Below are 12,607 nucleotides of genomic sequence, written 5' to 3'. Positions count from 1 at the left end.
ACCACCAGAACAACCAGGCTGACAAAGTTCGGCCCCGTCTGCGCAACAGACGGGGCCGGAGACACGTACGTACCGGATCAGTTGGGCAGTACGACGACGAAGCGCTGCGGCTCTTCGCCCTCGGATTCGCTGCGCAGGCCGGCGACCTTGACCGCGTCGTGGACGACCTTGCGCTCGAAGGGCGTCATCGGCTTCAGCTTGACCGGCTCACCGCTGTTCTTCGCGTCGGCCGCGGCCTTGGCACCCAGCTCGGAGAGCTCGGCGCGCTTCTGGGCGCGGTAGCCCGCGATGTCCAGCATCAGCCGGCTGCGGTCGCCGGTCTCCCGGTGCACGGCCAGGCGCGTGAGTTCCTGGAGCGCCTCCAACACCTCGCCGTCCCGGCCGACCAGCTTCGACAGATCACGGGTGCCCGCGTCGCTGATGATCGACACAGAGGCGCGGTCGGCCTCGACATCCATGTCGATGTCGCCGTCGAGGTCGGCGATGTCCAGCAGACCCTCGAGGTAGTCCGCCGCGATCTCGCCCTCCTGCTCGAGGCGGGTCAGGGTGTCTGCACCCTCGGCGGCGGCGGAGGTGGTGCCTTCCGTCACGGGATGGGCTCCTTCTTACTTCTTGGACGGGGACTTGGGGCGCTGCGGGCCGCCCTTGCGCTGCCCGGACTGGGCCTTGCTGCGGCCTCCGCTACCGGACTTGGAACCGGCCTGCTTGGCCGTACCGGCGGTCCCGGAGGGCTTGGCGTCCTCGGGCTCGTCGGACTTGCTCAGCGAGATGCTCTCGCCGGCACCCTTCGCCGGGGCCGCGGACTGGCGCTGGGACTTCGACTGCCGCTTGGGCTGCTGCCGCTTGGCGGCGGCCGCGCTCGTCGGCGTGCCGTCCTCGGTCTCGACCGCGGCCTGGGCCTCGCTCTTGATCACGGTGCCGTCGGCCTGGGCGGCGAAGCCCACCTTGGTCAGACCGTTGATGAACTTGCGCTCCGCGTCGTTGCGCTCGCGGCCCTTGGCCACGATGGCCTTGACGATGGCCTTCTCGCCGCGGCTGCGGATCTTGCCGTGGTGCGTGACCTGCTTGTACAGGCGCTCCAGGTACGCGGCCTGGGCCTTGGAACCCGGCGTCGGGTTGTTGCGGATCACGTACATCTGCTGGCCCATGGTCCACACGTTGGTGGTCAGCCAGTAGACGAGGACACCGACGGGGAAGTTGATGCCGAAGACGGCGAACATGACGGGGAAGACGTACATCAGCATCTTCTGCTGCTGCATGAACGGTGTCTTCACCGAGGTGTCGACGTTCTTCGTCATGAGCTGGCGCTGCGTGAAGAACTGCGACGCCGACATCATGATGATCATGATCGCGGTGACGATGCGGACGTTGGTCAGCGAGGCGTCGAACGACACCAGATCCGAGGCGCTGTCCGTGAACTTCGCGGCCAACGGGGCACCGAAGATGTGCGCCTTCTGCGCGCTCGCCAGAAGGCTCTCGTTGATCACGCCAATGGTTTCACCGTTGGCGATGCCGTTGAGCACGTGGTACAGGGCGAAGAAGAACGGCGACTGCGCCAGGATGGGAAGGCACGAGGAGAGCGGGTTGGTGCCCGTCTCCTTGTACAGCTTCATCATCTCTTCGGACTGACGCTGTTTGTCGTTCTTGTAGCGCTCCTGGATCTTCTTCATCTCGGGCTGGAGCGTCTGCATGGCCCGCGTCGCCTTGATCTGCTTCACGAAGAGCGGGATCAGGCAGATTCGGATCAGAATCACCAGGGACACGATCGACAGGCCCCAGGCCCACCCGGTGTCGGGGCCGAAGATGGCCCCGTACACCTTGTGGAACTGGACGATGACCCAGGAGACAGGTGTCGTGATGAAGCTGAAGAGGCTGGCAATCGTGTCCACTAATCATGCTCCTTGGGCATGGGACGGTGTCTCTGCGGCCGGGCTCGAAGAAGAAGGAAGGTTCTCTTCGGTGGCCGTTTCGGCGGCGGAGGTCCCGCCCCTGCGTGCACGCCAGGCGTCACGCAACATTTCGTGCCACCGCGGGCGCTTGCGCGGCGGAACATGGTCCACGCCTCCGAGCGACCACGGATTGCACCGCAGGATTCGCCAGGCGGTAAGTGCCGTTCCCTTGATGGCGCCGTGCCGGTCGATGGCCGTATAGCCGTAGTGGGAGCACGACGGGTAGTACTTGCACACCGGCCCGAGCAGCGGACTGATCGTCCACTGGTAGAGCTTGATCAGAGCCAGCAGCGGGTACTTCATCGCGCGCCCCCTCCCAGTAGCCGTTGAAGGGCGGCATCCAGGTCTTGGGCCAGCTGTGCGTGGTCGGCGTCGCCCGCCCCGGGCAGCGCCCGTACGACTACCAGGCTACCGGGGGGAAACAGGGTGACTCGGTCGCGCATCAGATGACGCAGTCTGCGTTTCACCTTGTTGCGCACGACCGCTCCGCCCACGGCCTTGCTCACGACGAAACCCGCACGCGTCGGGGGAGCGCTCTCCCCAGGCGCGTGCGGGTCCGTGGCACCGCTTCGAAGGTGGACCACGAGGGTCGGACGGCCAGCCCGACGACCTCGTCGTACCGCGGTCGCGAAGTCCTCGCGCCGCCTCAGCCGATGCTCGGTAGGCAGCACGACGTCATGACCTGATCAGGCTCAGGCGGACAGGTTGGTGCGACCCTTGCTGCGGCGGTTCGCGAGAATCGCGCGACCGGCACGGGTGCGCATCCGCAGGCGGAAGCCGTGGGTCTTGGCACGACGACGGTTGTTCGGCTGGAAGGTGCGCTTGCTCACTCGGGGGCTCCAGAAATCAATCGGTGGTGGCGGGGTGCCGTCCTGGCTGTCACCGTGCGCCCACGAGGTAGCTCGCGGTTAAACGCCCGAGTGCACCGCTTCCCGATCACCTGACGTGATCTGTGCCCATCGGAGGCAGGCGGCAGCAGCCATCGACAACTCGACCTGGTTACGGTACGCGCGGCTGCGCCATTCGGTCAAACCGGCGGTCACGGGGAGACACTATCCACAGCCTGGGGACAACAACTTGAACCGCACCCGTCGCCCTGACTACCGTGGCTGAACTCCGATTCGTTCCTTTGTCCCTGGCCCCACCCGATATGAATCCCGACCGTCCCGCAACCACACGTTCGTGGGACCCACGAGAGAGCGTGCCCTGTGGCTGACGTGCCTGCCGATCTTGCCGCAGTGTGGCCACGAGTACTGGAGCAGCTCCTCGGGGAGGGTCGCGGCCAGGGTTTCGAGGTGAAGGACGAGCACTGGATCCGACGCTGCCAGCCACTGGCGCTGGTCGCCGACACCGCTCTGCTCGCCGTGCCGAACGAATTCGCGAAGGGCGTCCTCGAAGGCCGCCTGGCCCCGATCGTCAGCGAGACGCTGAGCCGCGAGTGCGGGCGGCCGATCCGTATCGCGATCACTGTCGACGACTCCGCCGGTGAACCTCCGGCCCCGCCGGCACCCCCCGTGCAGCAGCAGTCGCGCTACGAGGAGCCCGAGCTTCCCGCCGGCCCCTACGACGGCAAGGACGGCCGGTACGACGGTCAGGACGGCCGCTACGACACCGGCTACGACAAACCGTACGAAAGCCAGTACGAGGGCTACGGCCGACACCGCGCCGAACAGCTGCCCCCGGCGCCCGGCGACCAGCCTCCCGGCTCGCGTCCGGACCAGCGTCCGGACCAACTGCCCACCGCGCGGCCCGCGTACCCCTCGGAGTACCAGCGCCCGGAGCCGGGCGCCTGGCCGCGGCCGCAGCAGGACGAGTACAGCTGGCAGCAGCAGCGGCTCGGCTTCCCGGAGCGCGACCCCTACGCGTCGCCTTCGTCGCAGGACACGTACGGCGGGCCTTCGTCCCAGGCCCCGTACGGCGCCCCGTCACAGCAGGATCCCTACGGTCCGCCGTCGCAGGACTACCGTCCCCAGTCGATGGAACGGCCTCCGTACGACCCGTCGCCGTACGAGCAGAAGCGGTCGGACTACGAGCCCTCACGCTCCGACTACGACCAGCGCGACACCGGTCGGCGTGAGTTGTCCGACCCGTCGGGCGGTCCCGGTCATCCGCACCGCGGCGGCCCGGGCGGGCCCGGTCTGTCCGGACCGGGTGGGCCCGGACAGTCGGCCAAGCAGTCCTCGCCGACCGCCGGCCCCGGTGAGCCGACCGCCCGCCTGAACCCGAAGTACCTCTTCGACACGTTCGTCATCGGCGCCTCCAACCGGTTCGCGCACGCGGCCGCCGTCGCCGTCGCAGAGGCGCCCGCGAAGGCCTACAACCCCCTCTTCATCTACGGGGAGTCGGGCCTCGGCAAGACGCACCTCCTGCATGCCATCGGGCACTACGCGCGCAGCCTCTACCCGGGCACGCGCGTGCGGTACGTGAGCTCGGAGGAGTTCACCAACGAGTTCATCAACTCCATCCGCGACGGCAAGGGCGACAGCTTCCGCAAGCGGTACCGCGAGATGGACATCCTGCTCGTCGACGACATCCAGTTCCTCGCGGACAAGGAGTCGACGCAGGAGGAGTTCTTCCACACCTTCAACACCCTCCACAACGCCAACAAGCAGATCGTGCTCTCCAGCGACCGGCCGCCCAAGCAGTTGGTCACCCTGGAGGACCGGCTGCGGAACCGTTTCGAGTGGGGTCTGATCACCGATGTGCAACCGCCCGAGCTGGAGACGCGCATCGCGATCCTCCGCAAGAAGGCGGTGCAGGAGCAGCTCAACGCCCCGCCGGAGGTGCTGGAGTTCATCGCGTCCCGGATCTCGCGCAACATCCGCGAGCTGGAGGGCGCGCTGATCCGGGTGACGGCGTTCGCGTCGCTCAACCGGCAGCCGGTGGACCTGGGGCTGACGGAGATCGTCCTGAAGGATCTGATCCCCGGTGGCGAGGATTCCGCCCCCGAGATCACGTCGACGGCCATCATGGGCGCGACCGCCGACTACTTCGGACTGACCGTCGAGGACCTGTGCGGCACCTCACGCGGGCGGGCGCTGGTGACGGCCCGGCAGATCGCCATGTACCTGTGCCGCGAGCTGACGGACCTGTCGCTGCCGAAGATCGGCGCGCTGTTCGGCGGCCGTGACCACACGACGGTCATGCACGCGGACCGCAAGATCCGCAATCTGATGGCCGAGCGGCGCTCCATCTACAACCAGGTCACCGAGCTGACCAACCGCATCAAGAACGGCTGACGGCCCCGCAGAACGCGTCCCGGACGTCGCTGAGGGCGTCCCCGGAGAAAGATCCGGGGACGCCCTTCGTCGTTCCCGGGCCCAGGCACATCGTTCAGCGCCGGCCTGCGACAACCGGACCCTGGCCCGAACCGCGGCCGGTTCACGGCCGGACGGCACCCGATTCACGGCCGGGCCGCACCTGATACACGGCCGGACGGCACCCGGTTCACGGCCGGGCCGCGGTCGGCAACGGTCGTCCGCCGCTCACCCGGTGTTCGATTACCGGCCGGGTTACGGCCACTCTCCACAGATTCGGCGACTTTTTCCCGTCCACACCCTGGGGACCGGGAAGTTGTCCAGACTGTGTCCACAGGCGCTGCCGGTGCGGGACGATCGGGCCAGGTCATCTGGCTGTGGATTCGTGGACGAAGGTTTTCCACAGCCTGTGGACAAAAAAATGATCCACAGGCTGTGCACGAAGTTGTCCACCGGCAACCCACAGGCTGCGACCGGTTGTCCCCAGCGATCTCCGGTTTCTCCACATGGCTGTCCACTGTTCGGCAACCCGACGCGCCTCCTCACCGGGTCGAGTGAAAGGCGTCACACGAAGGTGCCTGGTTGGCCTGTGGGAAAGGTGGGTAAACCTGGGGACGCCGCTGGGGAGAACTCGCCTCAGCCTGTGCACGGAGTGTGCAGAACTTTTTGTTCTCCACAGAAGACCCCAGTTATCCACCGCCTCCGCCCACAGGGCCAGTGGACAAAATCTCGCCTCTGAGCTGCGAAAACACAGTTATCCACCGTTTCCACAGCCCCTACTACTACTCCCAACTAGAGAGAGCGAGAAATCCGTTTAGAAGGGGGTCCTGTGCACAACTCGCTCTTCGGTGCCCGGCTGCCCCTCGTCACGACTTGACCCCGAGAGGCACCGACTGTCAGTGCGGTGCGTCAGACTGGTCCCCGGTGGGTCTGCCCCGCAGCGGGGACCACCACACCGAGACAGACGACGAAGGCCAGGCAGGGCGAGAAGCGCCGGCAACAGCAGGAGGCGGCAAGAGTGAAGATCCGGGTGGAACGCGACGTACTCGCGGAGGCCGTGGCCTGGGCGGCACGCAGCCTCCCGGCCCGTCCGCCGGCGCCTGTCCTCGCCGGCCTGCTGCTGAAGGCCGAGGACGGCCAGCTGAGCCTGTCCAGCTTCGACTACGAGGTCTCCGCACGGGTCTCCGTGGAGACCGAGGTCGAGGAGGAGGGCACGGTCCTGGTCTCCGGCCGCCTGCTCGCGGACATCTGCCGGGCTCTGCCCAACCGCCCGGTGGAGATCTCCACAGACGGTGTACGGGCGACGGTGGTCTGCGGGTCCTCGCGCTTCACCCTGCACACCCTGCCTGTGGAGGAGTACCCGTCCCTGCCGCAGATGCCGAACGCGACGGGCACGGTCCCCGGCGAGGTCTTCGCCTCCGCGGCCGCCCAGGTCGCCATCGCCGCCGGCCGTGACGACACGCTGCCGGTCCTCACCGGTGTGCGCATCGAGATCGAGGGCGACACGGTCACGCTGGCCTCCACCGACCGCTACCGCTTCGCGGTCCGCGAGTTCCTGTGGAAGCCGGAGAACCCGGACGCGTCCGCGGTCGCCCTGGTGCCCGCCAAGACGCTCCTGGACACCGCCAAGGCGCTCACGAGCGGCGACAGCGTCATCCTGGCGCTGTCCGGTTCCGGCTCGGGTGAGGGCCTGATCGGCTTCGAGGGCGCGGGACGCCGTACGACGACCCGCCTCCTGGAGGGCGACCTCCCGAAGTACCGCACGCTGTTCCCGACCGAGTTCAACTCCGTCGCCGTGATCGAGACCGCCCCCTTCGTGGAGGCCGTCAAGCGCGTGGCCCTGGTCGCCGAGCGCAACACCCCGGTGCGGCTCAGCTTCGAGCAGGGGGTGCTCATCCTGGAGGCCGGTTCCAGCGACGACGCACAGGCTGTGGAGCGGGTCGACGCGCAGCTCGAGGGCGACGACATCTCGATCGCCTTCAACCCGACCTTCCTGCTGGACGGTCTGAGCGCCATCGACTCCCCGGTCGCCCAGCTGTCCTTCACGACGTCCACGAAGCCGGCGCTGCTCAGCGGCAAGCCCGCGCTGGACGCGGAGGCGGACGAGGCCTACAAGTACCTGATCATGCCGGTGCGCCTGAGCGGCTGACGCCGGTGCCGATGTCCGACCGGTTGTCCACAGGCCGTGGACGACCGGGGCGGTCCCTGGGGAGAAGCCACCGGTGAACCCCCAGGTGGGGTCGTACGTCTGAGCGCGTATGCCCACAGGTGTGCGTGACCGTCCGGGTTTAGGCTCGGACACGGGTGCGAGAGCACCTCACACGCCACACAGCGACCTAAGGAACAACTGATGGAGCTCGGTCTCATCGGCCTCGGCAAGATGGGCGGCAACATGCGCGAGCGGATCCGCCGCGCGGGCCACACCGTCGTCGGATACGACCGCAACCCGGACCTCGCCGATGTCCACAGCCTCCAAGAGCTTGTGGGCAAGCTCAAGGGCCCGCGCGTGATCTGGGTGATGGTCCCGGCCGGTGCGGCCACCCAGTCGACCGTCGACGAGCTCGCCGAGCTGCTGGAGCCGGGCGACGTCGTCGTGGACGGCGGCAACTCCCGCTGGACGGACGACGAGAAGCACGCGCGGGAGCTGGCCGCCAAGGGCATCGGCTTCGTCGACTGCGGTGTCTCCGGCGGCGTCTGGGGCCTGGAGAACGGCTACGCGCTGATGTTCGGCGGCGACGCGGAGCACGTGGCCAAGGTGCAGCCGGTCTTCGACGCGCTCAAGCCCGAGGGCGACTTCGGCGCGGTGCACGCCGGCAAGGTCGGCGCCGGCCACTTCGCGAAGATGGTCCACAACGGCATCGAGTACGCCATGATGCAGGCCTACGCCGAGGGCTGGGAGCTGCTGGAGAAGGTCGACTCCGTCACGGACGTGCGCGAGGTCTTCCGCTCCTGGCAGGAGGGCACGGTCATCCGGTCCTGGCTGCTCGACCTGGCCGTCAACGCCCTCGACGAGGACGAGCACCTCGACAAGCTGCGGGGCTTCGCGCAGGACTCCGGCGAGGGCCGCTGGACGGTCGAGGCCGCCATCGACAACGCCGTGCCGCTGCCCGCGATCACGGCCTCGTTGTTCGCGCGGTTCGCGTCCCGTCAGGACGACTCGCCGCAGATGAAGATGATCGCGGCGCTGCGCAACCAGTTCGGCGGCCACGCGGTCGAGAAGAAGTAGTCCACAGGGTCGCCCCGCGATCCACAACCCTGGGGGAGGTCGGCGAACGACCATGCACGTCACGCATCTGTCGCTGGCCGACTTCCGCTCGTACGCCCGGGTCGAAGTTCCACTGGACCCGGGCGTCACCTCTTTCGTGGGTCCCAACGGGCAGGGCAAGACGAACCTCGTCGAGGCCGTCGGGTACCTCGCCACCCTGGGCAGCCACCGGGTGTCCTCGGACGCTCCCCTGGTCCGTATGGGCGCCGACCGAGCCATCGTCCGGGCGCAGATCAGGCAGGGCGACCGCCGGCAACTGGTCGAGCTGGAGCTGAACCCGGGCAAGGCCAACCGCGCCCGTATCAACAGGTCCTCGCAGGTCAGACCTCGTGATGTGCTGGGCATCGTACGAACCGTACTGTTCGCGCCCGAGGATCTCGCGTTGATCAAGGGGGATCCCGGTGAGCGGCGCCGCTTCCTCGACGAGTTGATCACCGCGCGTTCCCCGCGGATGGCGGGCGTGCGCTCGGACTACGAGCGGGTGCTCAAGCAGCGCAACACGCTCCTGAAGTCGGCCGCGCTCGCCCGGCGGCACGGCGGGCGCTCCATGGATCTCTCGACGCTCGACGTGTGGGACCAGCACCTCGCGCGGGTGGGCGCGGAGCTGCTCGCCCAACGCCTCGACCTGGTCGCCGCGATCCAGCCGCTGGCCGACAAGGCGTACGAGCAGCTGGCGCCCGGAGGCGGTCCCGTGGCCCTGGAGTACAAGCCGTCCGCGCCCGGTGAGGCACACACGCGTGAGGACCTGTACGGCCAGCTGATGGCCGCGCTCGCGGACGTCCGCAAGCAGGAGATCGAGCGGGGCGTCACCCTGGTGGGCCCGCATCGGGACGATGTGATCCTCAAGCTCGGTCAGCTGCCCGCCAAGGGGTACGCCTCCCACGGAGAGTCCTGGTCGTACGCGCTGGCGCTCCGGCTGGCCTCGTACGACCTGCTGCGGGCCGAGGGCAACGAGCCGGTGCTGGTCCTGGACGACGTCTTCGCCGAGCTGGACGTCCGTCGGCGGGAGCGGCTGGCCGAGCTGGTGGCGCCGGGCGAGCAGGTACTGGTGACGGCGGCCGTCGACGACGACGTGCCGCACGTGCTGGCGGGCGCCCGGTACGCCGTGGCCGAGGGGACCGTGGAACGCGTATGAGCGACGAAGAGCCTGCCGCGAAGCGGGTCCCCGAGCCCTCCGGCGTCGATCTCGCGCGGGTGGCGCTCAGGGCCGCCCGGGAGCAGGCACGCGCGCGTGGGGACGCGGCTCAGCAGAAGAAGCAGGCTCGGCGGGGTGGTGGCCTGCGCTCCGGCGCGCGTGCCGACGGCCGTGACCCCATGGCGCTGGGCGCCGCGATCAACCGGCTGCTCACCGAGCGCGGGTGGGAGGCGCCGGCCGCGGTGGGCGGGGTGATGGGACGGTGGCCGCAGATCGTCGGCGAGGACGTGGCCAAGCACTGCGTGCCTGAGAAGTACGACGAGGAGGAGCGGGCGCTGATCGTGCGCTGCGACTCCACGGCCTGGGCGACGAACCTGCGGCTGCTCGCCCCGACCCTGGTCGCGCGCCTCAACGAGGATCTCGGCCACGGCGCGGTGCGGCTGATCAAGGTGCTCGGTCCCAACGGTCCCGCGCGCCGCTACGGCCCTCTGAGGGCCCCGGGGAGCACCGGTCCCGGCGATACCTACGGGTGACGTGCGTCACGCGTCTCCGGCCGGGACGGTCCTCTGGCGACCGCCCGGCCTTCGTCTTGTGCGCCCGCGTGCGGGTGCGAATTCGGACCTGACTCCCAAGTAGCCAAGGGTTGACACCCCGAAGCGCTGAGTGCCTCCGTGAGCCTCTTGAAGCCCCCTTCCGCATATCGGGACCCCAAAGAGACCGGTTGAGGGCGGCACATGCGGACTCAGGTACCGGCAAACCCCCATCAGTGTCAGTGCTACCGGTAGACTGGAAGCCAATCCCGCCCCGAACGTGGGGACCGCCCGGGAGACTCTGAGCAACGCTGATCAAGGCTTACCAACGCAACATGCCGCAGCCGCTCCGGCAACCTGCCGACGAGCCTGGCTGGTGCTGTGCCAGAAAGGGCGCTTCGTGGCCGATTCCGGCAACCCCAACGAGAACATCCCGTCCACCGACGCCGGCGCGAGCGCCGAGGCCAACACCTCGAGCAGCGAGGTCACCGCCTCGTACGACGCCAGCGCCATTACCGTCCTCGAGGGTCTGGACGCGGTCCGCAAGCGACCCGGTATGTACATCGGCTCGACCGGCGAGCGCGGCCTGCACCACCTCGTGTACGAGGTCGTCGACAACTCGGTCGACGAGGCGCTGGCGGGCCACGCGGACACCATCGACGTGACGATCCTGGCCGACGGCGGCGTCCGTGTCATCGACAACGGCCGCGGTATCCCGGTGGGCATCGTCGCGTCCGAGGGCAAGCCGGCCCTCGAGGTCGTGCTGACCGTGCTGCACGCGGGAGGCAAGTTCGGCGGCGGCGGCTACGCGGTCTCCGGTGGTCTGCACGGCGTCGGCGTCTCGGTCGTGAACGCCCTGTCGAGCAAGGTCGCGGTCGAGGTCAGGACCGACGGCCATCGCTGGACGCAGGACTACAAGATGGGCGTCCCGACGGCCCCGCTCGTCAAGCACGATGCCACGGACGAGACGGGCACTTCGGTCACCTTCTGGGCCGACGCCGACATCTTCGAGACCACGGAGTACTCCTTCGAGACGCTCTCGAGGCGCTTCCAGGAGATGGCGTTCCTCAACAAGGGTTTGACGATCAAACTCACCGACGAGCGCGAGTCGGCCAAGGCCACCGCCGGGGCGGACGAGGCGGGTGCGGACGAGAAGGACGAGGTCAAGACCGTCACGTACCACTACGAGGGCGGCATCGTCGACTTCGTGAAGTACCTCAACTCCCGCAAGGGCGAGGCGGTGCACCCGACGGTGATCGACCTCGAGGCGGAGGACAAGGAGAGGAGCCTCTCCCTCGAAGTCGCCATGCAGTGGAACAGCGGTTACACCGAGGGCGTGTACTCCTTCGCCAACATCATCCACACGCACGAGGGCGGCACGCACGAGGAGGGCTTCCGCGCGGCGTTGACGAACCTGGTCAACAAGTACGCGCGGGACAAGAAGCTGCTGCGCGAGAAGGACGACAACCTCACGGGTGACGACATCCGCGAGGGTCTGACCGCGATCATCTCCGTCAAGCTGAGCGAGCCCCAGTTCGAGGGTCAGACGAAGACCAAGCTGGGCAACACGGAGGCGAAGACCTTCGTCCAGAAGGCGGTCTACGAGCACCTCAACGACTGGCTGGACCGCAATCCGGTGGAGGCGGCGGACATCGTCCGCAAGGGCATCCAGGCGGCCACCGCGCGCGTGGCGGCCCGCAAGGCCCGCGACCTGACCCGCCGCAAGGGTCTGCTGGAGTCGGCGTCCCTGCCGGGCAAGCTCTCCGACTGCCAGTCGAACGACCCCATCAAGTGCGAGATCTTCATCGTCGAGGGTGACTCCGCCGGCGGTTCGGCCAAGTCCGGCCGCAACCCGCAGTACCAGGCGATCCTCCCGATCCGGGGCAAGATCCTCAACGTCGAGAAGGCGCGGATCGACAAGATCCTGCAGAACCAGGAGATCCAGGCGCTGATCTCCGCCTTCGGCACCGGTGTGCACGAGGACTTCGACATCTCCAAGCTCCGCTATCACAAGATCATTCTGATGGCGGACGCCGACGTCGACGGCCAGCACATCAACACCCTGCTGCTGACCTTCCTGTTCCGCTTCATGCGGCCGCTGGTCGAGGCCGGGCACGTGTTCCTCTCCCGTCCCCCGCTCTACAAGATCAAGTGGGGCCGGGAGGACATCGAGTACGCGTACTCCGACCGGGAGCGCGACGCGCTGCTGGAGATGGGCCGTCAGCGCGGCAAGCGGGTGCGCGAGGACTCGATCCAGCGCTTCAAGGGCCTCGGCGAGATGAACGCCGAGGAGCTGCGCATCACGACCATGGACCAGGAGCACCGCGTCCTCGGCCAGGTCACCCTCGACGACGCAGCCCAGGCCGACGACCTGTTCTCGGTCCTGATGGGCGAGGACGTCGAAGCGCGCCGCGCCTTCATCCAGCGCAACGCCAAGGACGTCCGGTTCCTCGACATCTGAGTCGGTCTCA

General features: G+C 68.1%; 11 protein-coding genes. 6 read left to right on the top strand and 5 right to left on the bottom strand.

The genetic code is table 11. The annotated features are described in order from the left end of the window. Positions 1-77: 77 nt before the first annotated feature. Genes ACIPFH_RS22935 through rpmH form a run of 5 tightly spaced genes read right to left on the bottom strand, consistent with a single transcriptional unit; the run spans position 78 to position 2,779 of the window. On the bottom strand, positions 78-590 hold the full coding sequence (locus tag ACIPFH_RS22935) for a R3H domain-containing nucleic acid-binding protein (protein ID WP_062644858.1): 513 nt from the start codon (positions 588-590) through the stop codon (positions 78-80). Between the two features lie 15 nt (positions 591-605). After that, complete coding sequence (gene yidC / locus ACIPFH_RS22930; RefSeq protein ID WP_356266124.1) at positions 606-1,889, bottom strand: membrane protein insertase YidC; 1,284 nt, start codon at positions 1,887-1,889, stop codon at positions 606-608. Between the two features lie 3 nt (positions 1,890-1,892). Beyond that, complete coding sequence (gene yidD / locus ACIPFH_RS22925; RefSeq protein WP_356260501.1) at positions 1,893-2,252, bottom strand: membrane protein insertion efficiency factor YidD; 360 nt, start codon at positions 2,250-2,252, stop codon at positions 1,893-1,895. Further along, positions 2,249-2,620 (bottom strand): ribonuclease P protein component, encoded by a 372-nt coding sequence (rnpA, locus tag ACIPFH_RS22920; RefSeq protein ID WP_078615780.1) that lies wholly within the window; start codon positions 2,618-2,620, stop codon positions 2,249-2,251. The genes yidD and rnpA overlap by 4 nt, the downstream gene beginning before the upstream one ends. Positions 2,621-2,641: 21 nt before the next feature. Continuing rightward, the gene (gene rpmH, locus ACIPFH_RS22915) at positions 2,642-2,779 is read right to left on the bottom strand and encodes a 50S ribosomal protein L34 (RefSeq protein ID WP_020130646.1); all 138 of its coding nucleotides are present in this window, start codon (positions 2,777-2,779) and stop codon (positions 2,642-2,644) included. Positions 2,780-3,157: 378 nt separating this feature from the next. Here rpmH and dnaA point away from each other — a divergent pair, with 378 nt between their 5' ends. From dnaA to gyrB, 6 genes are all read left to right on the top strand, one after another. Beyond that, positions 3,158-5,188, top strand: a complete 2,031-nt coding sequence (gene dnaA / locus ACIPFH_RS22910; RefSeq protein ID WP_401828854.1) for a chromosomal replication initiator protein DnaA — start codon at positions 3,158-3,160, stop codon at positions 5,186-5,188. 1,036 nt (positions 5,189-6,224) lie between these two features. Further along, the gene (gene dnaN / locus ACIPFH_RS22905) at positions 6,225-7,355 is read left to right on the top strand and encodes a DNA polymerase III subunit beta (protein WP_356260508.1); all 1,131 of its coding nucleotides are present in this window, start codon (positions 6,225-6,227) and stop codon (positions 7,353-7,355) included. 201 nt (positions 7,356-7,556) lie between these two features. Continuing rightward, entirely contained in the window at positions 7,557-8,432 is an 876-nt protein-coding gene (gene gnd, locus ACIPFH_RS22900) for a phosphogluconate dehydrogenase (NAD(+)-dependent, decarboxylating) (RefSeq protein WP_401828852.1), read from the top strand. A 52-nt stretch (positions 8,433-8,484) separates the two neighbouring features. After that, positions 8,485-9,606, top strand: a complete 1,122-nt coding sequence (gene recF, locus ACIPFH_RS22895; protein WP_401828851.1) for a DNA replication/repair protein RecF — start codon at positions 8,485-8,487, stop codon at positions 9,604-9,606. After that, positions 9,603-10,139, top strand: a complete 537-nt coding sequence (locus ACIPFH_RS22890; protein WP_356260517.1) for a DciA family protein — start codon at positions 9,603-9,605, stop codon at positions 10,137-10,139. Before recF ends, ACIPFH_RS22890 begins: the two co-directional genes overlap by 4 nt. Positions 10,140-10,512: 373 nt before the next feature. Further along, the gene (gene gyrB, locus ACIPFH_RS22885) at positions 10,513-12,597 is read left to right on the top strand and encodes a DNA topoisomerase (ATP-hydrolyzing) subunit B (RefSeq protein ID WP_401828848.1); all 2,085 of its coding nucleotides are present in this window, start codon (positions 10,513-10,515) and stop codon (positions 12,595-12,597) included. Positions 12,598-12,607: the final 10 nt, after the last annotated feature.

It is taken from the genome of Streptomyces sp. NPDC088157 (assembly GCF_044741545.1).
Classification (GTDB): domain Bacteria; phylum Actinomycetota; class Actinomycetes; order Streptomycetales; family Streptomycetaceae; genus Streptomyces.
Note: the sequence above shows the minus strand (reverse complement) of the source record. Positions and strands in the feature narration are given on the sequence as shown.